The organism is Phenylobacterium parvum, from assembly GCF_003150835.1.
Classification (GTDB): Bacteria; Pseudomonadota; Alphaproteobacteria; order Caulobacterales; family Caulobacteraceae; genus Phenylobacterium; species Phenylobacterium parvum.
In genome coordinates, this window is the sequence record NZ_CP029479.1 from 311,393 (window position 1) to 327,347 (window position 15,955).

The 15,955-nt window shown below is 72.6% G+C and carries 14 protein-coding genes and 1 riboswitch; of the genes, 7 read left to right on the forward strand and 7 right to left on the reverse strand.

Annotated features, from left to right (window positions below; genetic code table 11):
- Nucleotides 1–112: 112 nt before the first annotated feature.
- Nucleotides 113–318: riboswitch (cobalamin riboswitch) on the reverse strand.
- A 103-nt stretch (nucleotides 319–421) separates the two neighbouring features.
- Nucleotides 422–2,161: an acyl-CoA dehydrogenase family protein gene (locus HYN04_RS01520; protein ID WP_110449127.1), complete on the forward strand. Its 1,740-nt coding sequence runs from the start codon at nucleotides 422–424 to the stop codon at nucleotides 2,159–2,161.
- A 341-nt stretch (nucleotides 2,162–2,502) separates the two neighbouring features.
- Here the strand turns inward: HYN04_RS01520 and HYN04_RS01525 are convergent, their stop codons facing one another.
- The 4 genes from HYN04_RS01525 to HYN04_RS01535 form a co-directional block, all read right to left on the reverse strand.
- On the reverse strand, nucleotides 2,503–3,582 hold the full coding sequence (locus tag HYN04_RS01525; protein WP_199285979.1) for a lipocalin-like domain-containing protein: 1,080 nt from the start codon (nucleotides 3,580–3,582) through the stop codon (nucleotides 2,503–2,505).
- 1 nt (nucleotide 3,583) lies between these two features.
- On the reverse strand, nucleotides 3,584–4,786 hold the full coding sequence (locus HYN04_RS13570; protein ID WP_199285980.1) for an FtsX-like permease family protein: 1,203 nt from the start codon (nucleotides 4,784–4,786) through the stop codon (nucleotides 3,584–3,586).
- A gap of 164 nt (nucleotides 4,787–4,950) precedes the next feature.
- A complete protein-coding gene (locus tag HYN04_RS13575) occupies nucleotides 4,951–6,114 on the reverse strand; it encodes an FtsX-like permease family protein (protein ID WP_199285981.1) in 1,164 nt (387 codons plus the stop codon).
- The gene (locus HYN04_RS01535) at nucleotides 6,104–6,787 is read right to left on the reverse strand and encodes an ABC transporter ATP-binding protein (protein WP_110449128.1); all 684 of its coding nucleotides are present in this window, start codon (nucleotides 6,785–6,787) and stop codon (nucleotides 6,104–6,106) included. Before HYN04_RS01535 ends, HYN04_RS13575 begins: the two co-directional genes overlap by 11 nt.
- A gap of 98 nt (nucleotides 6,788–6,885) precedes the next feature.
- Between HYN04_RS01535 and cuyA the strand changes: the two genes are divergently transcribed.
- Both cuyA and cuyB read left to right on the forward strand, forming a co-directional pair.
- The gene (gene cuyA, locus HYN04_RS01540) at nucleotides 6,886–7,890 is read left to right on the forward strand and encodes a D-cysteate sulfo-lyase (protein ID WP_110449129.1); all 1,005 of its coding nucleotides are present in this window, start codon (nucleotides 6,886–6,888) and stop codon (nucleotides 7,888–7,890) included.
- Nucleotides 7,887–8,579, forward strand: a complete 693-nt coding sequence (gene cuyB / locus HYN04_RS01545) for a cysteate racemase (protein WP_110449130.1) — start codon at nucleotides 7,887–7,889, stop codon at nucleotides 8,577–8,579. The genes cuyA and cuyB overlap by 4 nt, the downstream gene beginning before the upstream one ends.
- Before the next feature lie 9 nt (nucleotides 8,580–8,588).
- On the opposite strand, the gene HYN04_RS01550 is transcribed toward cuyB, so the two are convergent.
- Complete coding sequence (locus tag HYN04_RS01550) at nucleotides 8,589–8,993, reverse strand: DUF6491 family protein (RefSeq protein ID WP_110449131.1); 405 nt, start codon at nucleotides 8,991–8,993, stop codon at nucleotides 8,589–8,591.
- A gap of 147 nt (nucleotides 8,994–9,140) precedes the next feature.
- On the opposite strand from HYN04_RS01550, the gene HYN04_RS01555 reads away from it, so the two are divergent.
- The gene (locus HYN04_RS01555) at nucleotides 9,141–10,934 is read left to right on the forward strand and encodes a M3 family oligoendopeptidase (protein WP_110449132.1); all 1,794 of its coding nucleotides are present in this window, start codon (nucleotides 9,141–9,143) and stop codon (nucleotides 10,932–10,934) included.
- Nucleotides 10,935–11,150: 216 nt separating this feature from the next.
- On the opposite strand, the gene HYN04_RS01560 is transcribed toward HYN04_RS01555, so the two are convergent.
- Both HYN04_RS01560 and HYN04_RS01565 read right to left on the reverse strand, forming a co-directional pair.
- The gene (locus tag HYN04_RS01560) at nucleotides 11,151–12,509 is read right to left on the reverse strand and encodes an amidohydrolase family protein (protein ID WP_110449133.1); all 1,359 of its coding nucleotides are present in this window, start codon (nucleotides 12,507–12,509) and stop codon (nucleotides 11,151–11,153) included.
- Nucleotides 12,509–13,957 (reverse strand): amidohydrolase, encoded by a 1,449-nt coding sequence (locus HYN04_RS01565; RefSeq protein ID WP_110449134.1) that lies wholly within the window; start codon nucleotides 13,955–13,957, stop codon nucleotides 12,509–12,511. The genes HYN04_RS01560 and HYN04_RS01565 overlap by 1 nt, the downstream gene beginning before the upstream one ends.
- 112 nt (nucleotides 13,958–14,069) lie before the next feature.
- Here HYN04_RS01565 and HYN04_RS01570 point away from each other — a divergent pair, with 112 nt between their 5' ends.
- From HYN04_RS01570 to HYN04_RS01580, 3 genes are all read left to right on the forward strand, one after another.
- Nucleotides 14,070–14,540, forward strand: a complete 471-nt coding sequence (locus tag HYN04_RS01570) for a PaaI family thioesterase (protein ID WP_110449135.1) — start codon at nucleotides 14,070–14,072, stop codon at nucleotides 14,538–14,540.
- Between the two features lie 3 nt (nucleotides 14,541–14,543).
- Complete coding sequence (locus HYN04_RS01575) at nucleotides 14,544–15,617, forward strand: alpha/beta fold hydrolase (protein WP_110449136.1); 1,074 nt, start codon at nucleotides 14,544–14,546, stop codon at nucleotides 15,615–15,617.
- Nucleotides 15,618–15,695: 78 nt separating this feature from the next.
- Nucleotides 15,696–15,926 (forward strand): aa3-type cytochrome c oxidase subunit IV, encoded by a 231-nt coding sequence (locus HYN04_RS01580; RefSeq protein ID WP_110449137.1) that lies wholly within the window; start codon nucleotides 15,696–15,698, stop codon nucleotides 15,924–15,926.
- The last annotated feature ends 29 nt before the right edge of the window (nucleotides 15,927–15,955 follow it).

Genomic DNA, 15,955 nt, shown 5'->3' on the forward strand with positions numbered 1-15,955 from the left:
CAGGCGACCGCGTGCGCGGCCGCAACAGGCGTTCCCGGTCCGAGAATGCGGACCGGTCATGACTGTCGCCGGTCGGGAGAGACCCCGTCCTCCAGGCGCACCCCGGCCCGTCGGATGACGACGGCGTCAGGCAGGTCTCCTGGCTCGCGGGTCACTGTCCCTTGCGCGTCGCCTTCCCGGCCCGGTTCCCGAAGGTTCCCGGCCAGTGGCCTCGTGACGCGCGGACTCGCCGCTTACAGTTGCGGGGGCAGCCCGGGCCTTGCACCCGAGTTCCCTTTTCATCTCCCTCTCGGGAGAACCTGACGCAGGGCGAGGGGTAGTCCGTGCCCCCGCGCGGGTCAACGCCCGGCGTCCGAAAGGGGTTGCGCGGTGCGCCCGCCGTGCGCCATCACCCTGCAGACAGTCCTTCCGGAGCCCCAGCATGACCTTCCGCGCGCCCCTGCAGAGCCTCGACCTGGCCCTCGCCGCCGCCGGGCTTCCGGACCTGATCGCCGCCGGCTACCCGGACCTGGACCCCGAGACGGTATCTGCCGTCCTCGACTCCGCCGCCGCCTTCGCCGAGGCCGAGCTCGCCCCCCTCAACCGTGACGGCGACCGGATCGGCGCCCGGTTCGAGAACGGCGTGGTCACGGGCGCACCGGGCTTCGCCCAGGCCTACAAGGCGTTTGCAGCCCAGGGCTGGAATTCCCTGGCGGCGGACCCGGAGTTCGGCGGCCAGGGCCTGCCCAAGGTGCTTGAACTGGCGGTCTTCGAGATGGTCCACGCCGCCAACATGGCCTTCGGCCTCTGCCCCATGCTGACCCAGGGGGCCATCGAGGCCCTGACCCTGCACGGGACCGAGCGCCAGAAGCGGATCGTCCTGCCGCGCCTCGTCTCGGGGGAATGGACGGGCACCATGAACCTCACCGAGCCCCAGGCCGGCACGGACCTGGCCGCGGTCACCGCCCGGGCCGAGCCCGACGGCGAGGGCGGCTACCGGATCACGGGCCAGAAGATCTACATCACCTGGGGCGACCATGACGCCGCCGAGAACATCTGCCACCTCGTCCTCGCCCGTCTGCCGGACGCCCCGCCCGGGGTGAAGGGCATCAGCCTCTTCCTCGCCCCCAAGCGCCTGATCGACGACGAGGGCCGCCTTGGCGCCGCCAACGCCCTCCGACCGGCCTCCATCGAGCACAAGCTGGGCATCCACGGCTCGCCCACCTGCGTCATGCTGTTCGAGGGCGCCCGGGCCGAACTGGTCGGCGAGGCGAACAACGGCCTCGCCCACATGTTCGTCATGATGAACGCCGCCCGCCTGCAGGTAGGCGTGCAGGGCGTCGCCATCGCCGAGCGCGCCCTCCAGCAGGCCCTGGCCTACGCCCAGGACCGGGTGCAGGGGCGTCCAGCCCTGGGCGGCGAGGCCATCTTCGGCCATCCCGACGTTCGCCGGAGCCTGGGCCTGATGCGCGCCAAGGTGGAGGCCGCCCGGGCCATATGCCTCCTGACCGGCGTGCTGGCCGACCAGGCGCGCTTCGCCCCTGACGACGCCGCCCGGGAGCTCGCCCGCGGCCGGCAGGAGCTCCTGACCCCCATCGCCAAGGCCTGGTCCACGGACATCGGCGTCGAGGTCGCCTCCATGGGGGTGCAGGTGCACGGCGGCATGGGCTTCATCGAGGAGACCGGCGCGGCCCAGCATTACCGCGACGCCCGCATCGCCCCGATCTACGAGGGCACCAACGGCGTCCAGGCCGTCGACCTGGCGGGTCGCAAGCTGTCCATGATGGGCGGCGCCCTGATGCCCGACCTCTGCGCCGAGATGGCCGCTGACGCCGCCGCCCTCGCCGGCGAGCCGGGGCTGGAAGGGGTGGGCCGCCGGCTGGCCGCAGGGGTCGCGGCTCTCTCCGCCGCCACGACCTGGATGCAGCAGAACCGGGGTGCGGACGCCCTGGCCGGCGCCACCGCCTTCCTGCGCCTGTCCGGGGATGTAATCGGCGGCTGGATGCTGGCGCGCCAGGCCGTCCTGGCCCGCACCCGCGCCCCGGCGCTGGCGGACTCCCGCGCCGCCCTCGCCCGCCTCTTCGCCGACCAGGTCCTGGCCCAGGCGCCCGGCGTCGCCGAAGGCGTCATGGCCGGCGGCGCCGACCTCGCCGCCCTGGACGCCGCGGCCCTGGCGGGCTGAGGGGGTCTGCAGAGCCGCCGTTGACCCCCTCCGTCCCGCTGCGCGGTCCACCTCCCCCTGATGGGGAGGAATGAGAGCGCTAATTGCTCCCCCAAGGGGGAACTCCGACCGAAGGTCGGTGAGGGGGTCAAACCCCCTCGCCGCAGACCCCTCCGGCCCGCTGCGCGGTCCACCTCCCCCTGATGGGGAGGAATGAAAGCGCTAATTGCTCCCCCAAGGGGGAGCTCCGACCGAAGGTCGGTGAGGGGGTCAAACCCCCTCGCCGCAGACCCCCTCCGGCCCGCTGCGCGGTCCACCTCCCCCTGGGGGGAGGAATGAGGGAGTCGTTCGACGCCCCGCGCCTAGAGCCTCAGCGGGGCGGCGTAGCCGGTCAGCTCCAGGTAGCCCCTGCCGCCCGGGATGCGTACGGCGCCTTCCCAGTAGACCGGACCCCCGGAGGGGCGGCTGTCCAGTTCCTGGTCGTCGAACAGGGGGGTGAGGGCCCACCGCCGCTCGCCCGCCGGGGTCATGAGGCGAACGGTGGGCGCCACGGGGTAGACCGCCCCGGTCCGCGGCGAGCGCCAGGTGCGGCCGCCCTCGAAGGCGACGGCGCCGTTGGGCGCGGTCCAGAGCCGGCCATCGGCGGACCTCAGCGAGCCCCCGGTCCAAAGGGCCCGTCCCCGGGCGTCGCGTACACGGAAGGCGGTCAGCGCCCCGCCGTCATCGAGGTTGATGCCGGCCCAGTCCCAGCCCACGGCCGCGGGATCGAGGAGGGTAGAGGACCATTCCCGGTCCAGCCAGGCCCGACCCCGGACCGGTCGCCGGCGCCCGTCGCGCTCGAGCACCCCTCCGACCTCCAGGTGGGGCAGGGTGTAGTACCAGCTGGCCTGGCCGGGCTGGGGGCCCTTCCGGCTGTAGCCCGCCTGCCCTTGCAGCAGGACCGGCTGGGTGGGGGTCAGGGCGAGGTCCAGGGTGAACCCTTCCCCACCGGCCAGGGCCTGCATGCGGCCCGAGGGTTCGCGGCGCAGGCGCCAGCCGTCGAGGACGATGTCCATGTCGCGCTCGGACGCCTCGGCCAGGCCGAAGCCCTGCCGGGCGATCCTCTGTCCGTGCAGGAGGCGGCCCACCTTGGGGTCCGACAGGGCGGCGTGGGCGAACAGGACCTGCCGGGGCGCGAAGCGGCTTGGATTGTCCTCGCCCAGGCCGGTCCGGGTGCGGAAGAAGGTGATCTGGAAGCCCAGCGGACCCTCCGACCCCTCCAGCCAGCCCGTGATGTACCACCACTCCGTCCGGAAGCCGGGATGGGCCCCGTGGTCGCGAGGGAAGACCAGCGGCCGACCGGGGACGACCGGGCTGAAGGCTGGCGCGGCCGCCGCCCCGGAGGCGGGCAGGGCCGCTGCGGCGCCGGCGCCGAGCAGGAGCCTTCGGGTCATCTGCTCCATGTCACCAGTCCTCCCGGACGGCTCGGACTGCGTCGGCGGACAGGGCGCTGCGCCCGGCCAGCAGGGCGGTGAGGGACGAGGCCAGGGTCAGGGCCAGGGCCAGGGCGAGGCCGCCCAGGAGGCCCCAGGGCCAACGGGTCTCCATGGTCCAGTTGAAGGACTGGGGGTTCACCACCTGGATCAGCACCTGCCCCATGGCTGCGCCGAGGGCAAGGCCGGCCACCGCCCCCACGGCGCCCAGGAAGGCGCCCTCCAGGGCCAGCATGGCCAGGATCTGGCCCCGCCCGGCGCCGACGTGGCGCAACATGCCGAACTCCCGTCGCCGGGCGAGGGTCTGGGCCGAGACCGTGGCGGCCACGCCCGCCACCCCCACGAGGACGGCGACGGCCTCCAGGGCGTAGGTCACCGCAAAGCTGCGATCGAAGATGCGAAGGGCGGCGCGGCGGATCTCCGCCGACGGCGCGACCTCGGTCTGGGCGGCGAGGTCCGGCGGCAGGGCCTTGCGAATCCGGCCGAGGACCTCCCCCTGGTCGGCGCCGGGCTGCAGGAACAGGCCCGCCTCGTTGGCCCCGGCGTCGCCGGTGATCCTCAGGTAGTCGGACCGCCGCAGGGCGACGGCCCCGAACTGGCGGCCATAGTCGCGCCAGACCCCGGCGACCTGAACCTTCACCGTGCGCCCCGCCAGGGGCAGGTCGAGGGTGTCGCCGGGCGACAGCCGGTAGAGGCGGGACAGGGGCTCGGAAATCCAGGCCGGAGTTGCACCTTCCGCCGCCCTGCGGGGAGCGCCGCGCCAGGGCAGGTCCGGCGTCCCCTCCGCCGGGGCGGGGACCGCCAGCAAGATGACGGGGGGGCGGTCGGCGGCGAGGCGCAGGGTCACGGATCGCCGCGCCTCCATCGACTTCACACCGGGCAGGGCGGCCAGGGCGGACTGGAGCGCGGGATCGAGGCCCGCCGTCTCGGCATCCGCCACCCGCAGGTAGACGTCGGCGGGCAGGATGGCCCCCAGCCAGTCATCCACCGAGCCCCGGAAGCTGGCGACCATCATGCCCATGGCGGCCATCAGGCTGGCGCTGGCCACCAGTCCGCAGAGGGCGACCGCGGCCTGGTCGGGGGCGCCGGCCAGCCTTGCGGCGGCCAGACGGACGGGAACCGGCGCCGCGATCCGGGTCAGGGGCGAGATCATCCGCCGGGCCAGCCAGGGCATGGCGGCGACCCCCGCCGCGAGGATCAGGGCGATGGAGGCGTAGCCCAGCAGGGGCAGGCCGGCGATGGGCGGTGCGAAGGCCGCCGCCAGGCCGGCGGCGCCGAGGGCGATGGCCGGGACGAGGGGCGGACTGCGGCCCGGATCGCCGGATTCCCCGGCGGATTTCAGCGCCTGGGCCGGCGGGATCCGGGCGGCGTCGAGGGCGGGCAGCAGGCTGCCCGCCAGGGCGACGGCCAGGCCCAGAGCTCCGTGCAGGAAGGCCCATCCCGGCGAGATGTCGAGGGCGGGCCGGCTTTCGCTGAAGAAGCCGCCGCCGAGGTCCCCCCCAGGAGGCTGAGGACCGCGCCCGCCAGGCCCGCCCCCGCCGCCAGCCCGAGGCCCGCCCCGAGGACGCCCAGGACCGCACCCTCGGCCAGGACCTGGAGGAAGAGGCCGCGCCGGGGCAGGCCCAGCACCTGCAGCAGGGCGAAGGCCGGTCGCCGGCGTGCGATGGACAGGGACTGGGCCGAGAAGACCAGGAAGCCGCCCGTCAGCAGGGCGACCATGGCCAACATGCCGAGATTGACCCGGTAGGCCCGGGAGAGATCGCCGCTCCTCCGGCTCTCGGCCTCGGGGGTGGAGAGCCGGGCGTCGGCGGGCAGGAGGGCGGCGACGGCGCGCTCGGCCTCACCCCGGCTCACCCCGGGGGCGATGCGGAGGTCCAGGCGGTTCAGCCGCCCGATTCGGTCGAAGGCCTGCTGGACGGCGGCGATGTCGCCCACAGCGAGCCGGCGTCCGGCCTCAACGGATGGCAGCCCGCCGGCGACGGGCAGGTCGATACGCCGCCCGCCCTCGCGCACCTCGAGGACCTTGCCGACGCCGCCGATCAGGGCCGGCGACAGCCAGACCGCATCCTCGCGCCCGGGACCCGCCGCAGCGCCGAATCCTGCGCCGGCGCCTGCGGCCAGGGCCGGTGTGACCCGGGCCGCCCGGAGGGGGTCGAGGCCAAGGACGGTGAGGCTGCGCCCGTCCGACGTTCGCGCAGCGATCTCCACGACAGGGCTCGCGGCGGAAAGCGCGGGAAGCCGGGCGATCCGGGGGTAGAGGGCCTCGTCGAAGCCCCGGGCCGAAACCGCCTCGACGCGAAGGTCCGCCCCGCCGCTGACGCTGCGGACGGCGGTGTCGAACTCCGCCAGGGCAGAGCGGTTGACGAGGTGGACGGCGAATCCGAGGGCGACCCCGACCGCGATGGCCAGGACCGCGACCAGGGTCCGCACCGGGTGGGCCCGCCATTCGCCGCGGACCATCCAGGACAGAAGGGTCCGCGGAAGCGCCGCGTCAGGCGGCACGGCGCGCCTCCAGGCCCTGCCGCCCGAGGAAGAGGGTGCGGTCCGCCGCCTCCGCCGCACGGGCCGAGTGGGTGACCAGGAGCACCGCCGCCCCGCGGGTCCGGGCGGCCTGGAGGAGGAGCCCGAGGCTCCGCTCCGCCGTCTCCGGATCGAGGTTGCCGGTGGGTTCGTCCGCCAGGATCAGTCCGGGCCTGTGGACCAGGGCGCGGGCGATGGCGGTGCGCTGGAGCTCGCCGCCGGACAGCCGCGAGGGCAGGTCCGACTCGCGCCCGCCCAGGCCGACCGCCGCCAGAATCTCCGCCGCCCGGGACAGGGCTTCGCCGGAAGGGGTCCCAGCCAACACAAGGGGCAGGGCGGTGTTCTGGGCCAGGGTCAGGTGCGGGAGGATGTGGAAGGCCTGGAAGACAAAGCCCAGGTTCTCGCGCCGAAGCCGGGTGCGCCCGGTCTCGTCCAGGCCCGAGAGCGCGCGTCCGGCGATCTCGATCTCGCCGGCGTCCGCCGAGTCCAGGCCGGCGATCAGGTTGAGCAGGGTCGACTTGCCGGCGCCGGATTCGCCCATCACCGCAGCGACCTCACCGGCGGCGAGGTCGAGGTCCAGGCCTTCGAAGAGGACCCGGCCTCCGGGAACGGACTTGGCGAGGCCTCGAATCCGGAGGGGCGGGGAGGTGGTCATGACCCTATCTAGGCCCGGCGCCGCCCGGGGGGAATATCCCGCCGCCGGGGTGCGCGACCCGCCCGGCCGGTGTAAGGGGCGGTCTGAGGAGATCGTCCATGCACCTGGCCCGCTTCCCCCGCGCCCGCTTCGCCCACCTTCCGACCCCGCTGGAGCCCCTGCTGCGCCTCAGCCAGGCCCTCGGCGGGCCGACCCTCTGGGTCAAGCGCGACGACTGCACCGGCCTGGCCGGCGGTGGCAACAAGACGCGAAAGCTGGAGTTCCTGGTGGGCGAGGCCCTGGACGCCGGCGCCGACACCCTGGTCACCCAGGGGGCGGTCCAGTCCAACCATGTCCGCCAGACTGCGGCGGCGGCGGCCCGTTTCGGGCTGGCCTGCGAGATCATCCTGGAGACCCGCGTCGCCACCCAGGCCGAAGACTACAACCTGTCGGGCAATGTTCTGCTGGACCGGCTGCTGGGCGGCGGCCTGAGGCGGGTCCCGGCGGGCAGCGACATGAACGCCGCCCTGGCCGAGGTCGCCGACGAGGTCCGCGCCCGAGGTGGGCGGCCCTATGTCATCCCCGGCGGTGGATCCAATGCGGTCGGGGCCCTTGGCTATGCCGAATGCGCCCGCGAGCTTGTGGCGCAGGCTGACGCCCAGGACCTGAAGATCGACCGGATCGTCACCGCCACCGGCAGCGCCGGCACCCACGCCGGCCTGGTCGCCGGCCTGGCGGTCATCGGCGCGGACATCCCTGTCCACGGGTTCGGGGTGCGGGCGCCGAAGGACCGGCAGGAGGCCAATGTCCACGCCCTGGCGGAGGCGACCGCCGACCTGCTGGGCTGTGGAGACCGCGTGAGGCGGGACATGACCGTCGCCGACTGCGACTATGTGGGCGAGGGGTACGGGATCGCCGACGAGGGCGTCTTCGAGGCCCTGCGCCTGGCGGCCCGCACCGAGGGCCTGCTGCTGGATCCGGTCTATACGGGCAAGGCCATGAAAGGCCTGGTCGATTACGCGCGTCGCGGCCGGTGGGCCGGCGAGACGGTGGTCTTCCTTCACACCGGCGGGGCCCAGGGCCTGGCCGGCTACACGTCCGTCCTGGAGGGGCATCTCGAATGAGCCGCGTTCTCGGCGTCCTGGGGGGCATGGGCCCCGCCGCCACCCTCGACTTCCTGGGCAAGCTCTTGGCCCTGACCCCGGCCCAGAAGGACCAGGATCACATCCGGGTCATCGTCGACATCAACCCGCAGGTGCCGGACCGCAACGATCCCTTCGCCCGGCCAGGGCCGGTCCTGGCCGAGATGGCGGGGGGTTTGCAGGGGGCTGGCGCCCAGGTCCTGGCCATCGCCTGCAACACGGCGCACGCCCATGCCGACCTGATCAGCCGGGCTTCGGGACTGCCCCTGGTGGACATGATCGAGACCGCCTCCCGGGCGGCCCGGGACTCCGGCGCCCGGAGGGCGGGGGTGCTGGGCACGAAGGACGCCGTGCGCCTTTACCACGAGTACATCGCCGCCCAGGGCATGGGCCTGGTGACCCTGTCGCGGGACGACCAGGCGCGGTTCATGGACCTGCTTGGCAAGATCAAGGCGGGGGATGTCGGGCCGGCGGTCCGTGAAGGCATGGCGGACCTCGCACGGGCGCTCGTGCGGGAAGGCGCCGAGGCGGTGATCGCCGGCTGCACGGAGGTTCCGCTGGTGATGGGCCCGGCCGACGCCGATGTTCCGTTCATCGACGCCGGCGAAGAGCTGGCCCGGCGCTGCGTCTCGGTCTGCCTGGGACTGGAGCCCCTGCCCCAGGGTCGCTGAGACCCCGCGTCAGGGCTTCAGCTTCTTCGGCAGGGCCTCGGCCTGTTCGGGGGTCAGCCGCTCGATCGACTTGAGGATGCAGCGGCGCGGGATCGGCCCGCCGACCCCGATGTTCAGGTCCATCGGCTTGCAGATCTGGCTGGAGGCGCCGAGCGGCTCAAGGATCAGCGGGTCGGAATTGGTCACCCCTGCGAAGCAGGAGCCGCTGAAGGTGAACTTGTACACCTCCTTGCGCCGCACCGAGTAGTAGAGGGTGTCGGGGGCGGCGATCCTGTGCCCACCCAGGTCGGTCAGCCGGAAACACGGCGAACTGGGTGTGCGGGGAGCGTCAGACTTCGGGGCGGAAGCCGCGAAGGCGGGCGTAAGGGCGGCGGTCACCAGGGCCGCGGAAACGGCGACGGCTCGGAAAATCATCTCAGGTCACACTCCCCTAGGGTCGTCGGCCATCCCCAGCCGCAGTCAAATCGCCTGCGGGGCCTTATCTCGTCAAGAGAAGGTGTTGTCGCGGCCCGTGTCCGCAGGGGCTGGCGGCCCGCCGATCCGCCGGGTTAGGAGGAGGGCATGACCGCCCATGTCTCCCCTGAAAGCCTGCCCGTCTGGCGCCTCGACGACCTCTATGCCGGCCGCGAGGATCCCCGGCTGGAGGCCGACCTCGCCGCCGCCGCCGCCGCCAACACCGATCTCCTGGAGCTGAAGGGCCGCCTGATCGCGGCCCGGGCGGACGCCGGTGTCCTCGGCGACCTGCTGGACCGGGGCGTCACGCACTACGAGGCGGCCACCAACGCCCTCTGGCGGGTGGGGGCTTATGCCGGGCTTGCGGCCTCCACCGCCCGAAGCGATCCGGACTGGGCCCGGTTCGAGGCCGACATCCGGGCGCGCTCGGCCGCCATCGGCGCCGATAGCCTGTTCTTCACCCTGGAGATCAACGAACTGGAGGACGCCGAGGTTCAGGCCGCCCTCGCCGCCGTTCCCGCCGCCGCGCGCTGGCGCCCCTGGCTTCGCCGGGTCCGCGCCTTCCGCCCGCACGAGCTGTCGCCGGACCTTGAGCGCATGCTGGTCGACCGGGGCCCGGCGGTGGCCAACTGGACCCGGCTGCACGACGAGACCCTGGCGCGGATGCAGGTGCGCGCCGGCCGTAGCCGCATGACCCTGCCTGAGGCCCTCAACGCCCTGTCCGACGCCGATCCGGCCCGGCGGCGGCGGGTGGCCGCGGGCCTGTCCACCGCACTGGGCGAGGCGGCGCCGACCCTGGGCCTGGTGCTCAACACCCTGGCCTTCGAGAAGCAGGTGGAGGACCGCTGGCGGCGCTATCCCGACCCCGCCGCCCCCCGGCACCTGGCCAACGAGGTGGACCCCGAGGCCGTCCAGGCCCTCGAGACGGCGGTGTCTGCGGGCTACGAGCGGGTCAGCCACAGGTACTACCGGCTGAAGGCGAAGCTGATGGGCCGCGCCGCCCTGGACCACTGGGACAGGAACGCGCCCCTGGACACCGGCGCGCCCCGTCTCTGGTCCTGGGCCGAGGCCCGCGAGGTGGTCGAGACCAGCTTCCGCGACCTGGCCCCGAAATTCGCCGACAGCGCCCGGGACCTCTTCGAGCAGCCCTGGATCGACGCCCGGCCCCGGGCCGGCAAGCAGTCAGGGGCCTACTCGCACCCGGTCATCGCCCCGCACCATCCCTATGTCTTCATGAACTACATGGGTGAGCGCCGGGACGTCCTGACCCTGGCGCACGAGCTGGGCCACGCCGTCCACCAGAGGCTGTGCTCGCCCCTGGGGACCCTGCTGGCCGACACTCCCCTGACCCTGGCGGAGACCGCCTCGATCTTCGGAGAGGGCCTGGTCTTCGAGCGCCTGCTGGCCGAGGCCGGGCCAAGGGAGCAGCTGGGCCTCCTGGCGGGACAGATCGAGGACGGCCTGAACACCGTGGTCCGGCAGATGGCCTTCCACCGGTTCGAGACCCGTTTCCACGCCGCCCGCCGCGACGGCGAGCTGTCCGCCGAGGCCATCGGCGGGCTCTGGCTGGAGGTTATGGGCGATAGCCTGGGCCCCGCCATCCGGCTGAACCCGGGCTATGAGCACTACTGGGGCTACATCAGCCACTTCGTGCACTCGCCCTTCTATGTCTACGCCTACGCCTTCGGCGACCTTCTGGTCCGGGCCCTGATGGAGAAGCGGCGCGAGGACCCGCAGGGCTTTGTCCCGCTCTACGAGGACCTGCTCGCCTCCGGCGGGGTGCGCACCTGCGTGGAGGCGCTGGCCCGGTTCGGCCTGGACCCCCGCGAGACGGAGTTCTGGGCGGCGGGCGTGCGCCAGCTCGAGCGCCGGGTCGACGCCTTCGAGGCCCTGGTGGGCTGACGCGCCGCGTTCCCCTCTGGAGGAGGAATCACAGCGCCAATCACGTTCCCAAGGCAGGCAATCCCCATCTCAGCAGACCCCCTCCGGCCCGCTGCGCGGTCCACCTCCCCCTTGGGGGAGGAATTAGAGCGCCAATTGCTCCCCAAAGGGGGAGCTCCCGGCGAAGCCGGGTGAGGGGGTCAATGGCCTCCCAGAAGACGCCCGCCGCTGACCCGCCTACCGGTGGCGATAGGCCGGGGGCAGGGGACCGCCGAGGTCCTTGTAGCGATCCCGCAGCTCGGTCTGGCGGGTTGTCAGGTCCTGGGCCTGGCCGCGGATGTAGACCGCCCTGGGCGTCGAGAGGGGCTCGAAGGGGTCGCCCGACCAGATCACCAGGTCGGCGTCCTTGCCCGGCTCCAGGCTTCCCGTACGGTCGCCCACCCCGAACATCCTCGCCGGGTTGATCGTCACCGCCGCCAGGGCCGCGTCCCAGGGCAGGCCCCAGGCCACAGCGGTCCCGGCGCCGTAGCGGGTCTCGCGGGCCCGGTGCGCGGCGCCTTCCGGGCCGGTGAAGGCCAGGGTCACGCCGGCGGCGTGCAGCCGGGCGGCGTTCTCCAGGGTGGCGCCCAGGATCTCGAAGCTCTCCGGCCGGTCGGTGATCGGATTGATGAGGACGGGCGCGCCCGCCCGGGCGATTTCCGCCGCCGCCATCCAGCCTTCTTCCGCGCCTTCGAGGATGAGCTTCAGCTTCTCTTCCCGGGCCAGTTTCAGGACGGCGCGGATGTCGGCCGCCCGGTGGACCCGGGCGATGAGCGGGGTGCGTCCCTGGGCCAGCGGGACCAGGGCCTCGAGATCGGCCTTGGACAGGCCAAGCTCTCGGTAGCTTCCCTTTTCCCAGGCGCCCCGGTTCGCGGCGTAGGCGCGGACGTCGGCCAGGACCGCCTTGAGGGCGGCGACCTGGGCGCCCCGCGCCCCGCCCGCCGACCGCGCCCCGGCCTTGCCGAAGGCTACGACCACACCGACGCCGCCGCGCACGACCATGTCCTCGCCACCATTCAGGCGGATGACGGCGCCCTGCCCGGCGAACAGGGTGTTGGGCCGCGGCCCGCCGCTTCCGCCGGAGGTCAGGCGGTCATCTTCCACGTCTCCGTCGTCCTCGTGATAATCCCAGCCGGCTCCTGCGGGCTGGGGCAGGACCACGGCGCTGGTGAGGCCGCCGGTCCGCGCCACGGGGATCAGGGTCGAGGCGGGATCCAGTCCCTCGCGGATATCAAAGGCTGCGCCGATCTGGGGATTGTCGACCGAAAGGTCATCGCCGAGGGCGCTGATCTCGACGGCGCCCAGCAGGCTGCCCGTCGCAAAGAGGCCGGGAGTCACCACGGCGCCGGAGGCGTCGATCACCCGGGCGCCTGCGGGCGGCGCGCCGCGACCGACCGAGACGATCTTGCCGTCCCGGATGACGACCACGCCCTGCTCCAGGGTCCCGGCTGGGCCGGCGGTGAGGATCCGGGCGCCGGTGATGGCGAGGGTCTCCGCCGCAGCCGGCAGGGCGGCGGCGAAGGCCAGGAGGGCGGCGATGGGGGCAAGACGGCGCATCAGCGGACTCCCTCGCCAGGTTGGCCAAGGTCGAAGTCCGATCTTGGCTGGTATCTCGGGTCCCGGCGGTCCCAGGCGAGGGCGCCGTCGATGAAGACTTTCTCGGTCCGGGCGTAGACCGAGAAGGGGTTCCTGTCCCAAAGGACGATGTCCGCCCGCTTGCCGGCCTCCAGGGTGCCGGTCTGGTCGAGGATGCCCAGGGCCTTGGCGGGGTTGGCGGTGATCCAGACCATGGCTTCGGCCTCGGTGATCTGCAGCCCGGCGGCGCGGCCGGCGGCCAGGGCGACCGCCGCCTCCTGGTTCAGCCGCTGGATCAGGTCGGGATCGTCGGACTTGATGATCGCGCAGGCGCCGGCGGCCTGCAGGAGGGGGACGTTCGCCTCCACGGAGTCGTACATTTCCAGCTTGGCGCCCCACCAGCCGGCCCAGGTGGCCGTGCAGATGCCATTGGCGGCCAGGATGTCGGCGATCTTGTAGGACTCCACCGCGTGGTGGAAGCTGGTGATGCGGTAGCCGAACTCCTTGGCGATATCGATCATGATCGCCATCTCATCGGCCCGGTAGCAGTGGTTCTGCACCAGGATCTCGCCCTTGAGGACAGCCGAGAGGGTGTCCATGCCGAGGTCGCGCCGGGGCGGTTCGGCCTTTTCGCCGCGCCCGATCTTGGCGCGATAGTCGTCCCACTTGCGTGTGTACTCGGCGGCCTCGATCCAGGCGGCGCGATAGCCGGCGACATTGCCCATCCGGGTGGAGGGCGCCCGCCCGCGGGAGCCGTAGACGCGCTTGGGGTTCTCGCCGCAGGCCATCTTGAGGGTGTAGGGCGCGCCCGGGAACTTCATGCCCTGGACGGTACGGGACGGCACGTTGCGCAGGGTCACCCCGCGACCACCGATCAGGTTGCCGGACCCGGGCAGGACCTGGACCGTGGTGACGCCGCCAATGCGCGCGGTATTGAATCCGGGGTCCTGGGGCCAGACCGAGTGTTCGGCCCAGACCTGTGGCGTGGTCGGATTGGTCAGTTCATTGCCGTCTGAGTGTGCGGCCACGGAGGGCGAAGCATAGACGCCCAGGTGGGAATGGGTGTCGATCAGGCCGGGTGTGACCCACTTGCCGCGGGCGTCCACGACCTGCAGGCCCTGCGGCGCCTCGAGGCCTTCGCCGACGGAGGCGATCTTGCCGGCCCGGACGATGACCGTGGCGTTCTCCAGGGCCTTGCCCGTCCCGGTGTAGGCCCGGGCGCCGACGATCGCGAAGTCCGTCGAGGGCAGGGGGCGGTAGGTCGAGGGGAAGGCGTCGGCCCGGGCTCCCGGATCCAGCCCGGCGGGCAGGGCGCGGGCGGGTTGGGGCTTCGAGGCCCCCTTCTCCGCAGCCCCGGCGCCAGGCGTCGAGGCGCAGGCCGATAGGGCCAGGGCGGCCAGGCTGGCCGCAAACACTCCGGATTTCAACATGACCCTCACCCCCGGGCGAACTTCAAGGCCGCCTATCAATCACGGGCGGCGCCCCGCGCCAAGCCGGAAGGCGCTTGCCATTTTCCGGGGGTCCTTTAGTCACCCGGTCGCTATGTCCGATGACCTGACAGAAGGCCAGACGGCCGTCGTGCCCGACGGCTTCGTGATCAACCTCTGGCAGCGCGGCTTTGGCCGCACGGTGGGGCCGTTCTATTCGTCCCGGGACACCTCGACCAACATCGAGGTCATGGCCTTCCGGGTCGAGGAGCATCACGCCAACGGCATGAACAACTGCCACGGCGGCATGCTGATGAGTTTCGCCGACATGGCCTGGGGCCGGGTCATCTCCAACCAGCGCGAGGTGGGCTGGGTCACCGTCCGGCTGGTGACCGACTTCATTTCGCCGGCGCTGATGGGGGACTGGGTCGAGGGGACCAGCGAGATCATCGCCGAGGATGGCGACATCTTCACCGTCGCAGGCCGGATCTGGTCGGGGGACCGGATGCTGATGACTGGCACTGGGGTTTACAAGGGAATCCGGTCGATCCGCCGCAAGGCGGGCTACCGGGAGGCGCAGGAGTAGGACATGGCCATCGATCCGGCGATCAAGGAAGGCGCGCCCGTCGGCTATTACGACGACCGTCCGATCCATACGGAGCCCGGGGCCCTGCCCCCCGAGGTCCAGGCGCCCCTGGCGCCGTTCCGGGGCCGCGAGCCGGACTCGCCGGACTGGTTCCGCAACGCCCTGGCCCAGGCCCCCGAGCGCAGCCACGTGGACTCCCTTGGCGCCCGGATCGAGATGCTGGTCTGGGGCCAGCGCGGCAAGCCCGGCCTCCTGCTGGTGCACGGCAACTCCGCCCATGCCGACTGGTGGAGCTTCATCGCTCCCTACCTCGCCCAGGACTTCCGGGTCGCCTCCATGTCCCTGGCCGGCATGGGGGACTCCGACTGGCGCGAGACCTACGCCTTCCAGGACTTCGCCGCCGACGCCGAGGCCGTCGCCCGGGCCGCGGGGCTCTACGACGCCGGCAAGCCGATCTACATCGGTCACTCCTTCGGCGGCTCCCAGGTGTTCTTCGCGGCCGCCAGCCATCCCGAGCGCATGCGCGCCGCCATCCTGGTGGACACCGGCTTTGGCGGCCCGCCGCCGGACTCCGCCGAAGGCAAGCGGATGGCCGAGCGCATGGCCGAACAGGCCCGCAACATTCCCACCGGCGATCGCGCCCAGCGCGTCTATCCGACCCTTGAGGAGGCGCTCTCGCGCTTCCGCCTGATGCCGCCCCAGGCGGCCGGCAACCTCTTCATCGCAGACTTCATCGCCCGTCGCTCGCTCAAGCCGGTCACCGGCCCAGACGGCCATGAGGGCTGGAGCTGGCGTTTCGATCCCAACATGTGGGCCAAGCTCGACCGCAGCGTCATGAGCGGCCTGATGGACGGTGGGCCGCCCAAGGTGGATCTCCCCCTGGTCCACATCTACGGCGATCGGTCGGCCATCATCAGCCGGCGGAAGGAGGGGGGAGCCTCGCCCCTTCCCCCGCACACCCTTGAGATCGCCATCCCCGACTCCGCCCACCACATCATGATCGACCAGCCGCTGGCCCTGATCTCCGCCCTGAGGGGTCTGTTATCTGTGTGGCCCGGGCCCGCTGCGGCCGGCTGACGCGCGCGCCGGGCTTGAGCGGCGCGGCGTGAGCGTGTAACCCCTGCCTGACCCTGGGTCCGAACGAGAGAGTCCCCAATGGCTTCCGAATATCACCGCGGCGAAATGGACATCAGCGAGCAGGTCGCCACCTACGGCGTCTTCATGTTCCTCACCAAGTGGGGGTCCCTGGCCATCGCCGCCCTCCTGGTCCTCTTCACGGTGTGGTTCTGCACCCCGGCCGGCTTCATTCCCGGCTTCATCTCGGCCCTGGTCCTGACGGTGATCGGCATCATCGCCCTCCGCGACAAGCCCGGCGCGGGTCACTAGGCCGGGGCTAACCGCGGTCCGTCAGACGG